Source organism: Vibrio sp. 10N.222.55.C6 (assembly GCF_041473395.1).
GTDB lineage: Bacteria > Pseudomonadota > Gammaproteobacteria > Enterobacterales > Vibrionaceae > Vibrio > Vibrio crassostreae_C.
In genome coordinates this window covers 1-508 of sequence record NZ_JBFRSD010000522.1, presented here as the reverse complement: position 1 = coordinate 508, position 508 = coordinate 1, and the positions used below count along the sequence as shown (strand labels likewise).

Here is a 508-nt window from a genome sequence, read left to right as displayed (position 1 = left end):
TCATTATCGCAGGGTTGGCGGTTGGCTTAGCTGTGCCAGGGCTGTTATTCTATCGCCGTAGACCTATCGTTTAGCGTTAATTTTCTTTTTAGGGACAGGACTTTCGATTTATGATCATCAGCATGATAGCGGCAATGGCAAACAACCGTATAATTGGTAAAGACAATCAGATGCCTTGGCATTTACCTGCGGATTTTGCATGGTTTAAACGCTCGACTATGGGTAAACCAGTCGTGATGGGACGTAAGACCTACGATTCTATTGGACGCCCTTTGCCGGGTCGGTTGAATGTCGTAATCAGCCGTGATGAGAGTTTAAAGATTGAAGGTGTAACGACGGTAACTTCTATTGAACAGGCTCTAGAGCTACTCAGTGATGTTGAAGAGGTGATGATCATTGGTGGCGGCTCTATTTATGAGAGCTGCTTACCTAAAGCGGACAAGTTGTATCTGACTTACATCGATTTCGCCGTCGATGGAGATACACAATTTCCTGACTGGGGTGAAGG

The 508-nt window shown here is 45.5% G+C and carries 1 protein-coding gene; it reads left to right on the top strand.

Features of this window, described 5'->3' with window-relative positions; translation table 11 throughout:
* Positions 1 to 110: 110 nt before the first annotated feature.
* Positions 111 to 508, top strand: a 398-nt coding sequence (gene folA / locus AB4486_RS24885) for a type 3 dihydrofolate reductase (RefSeq protein ID WP_372119369.1), incomplete at its 3' end; no start/stop codon positions are given.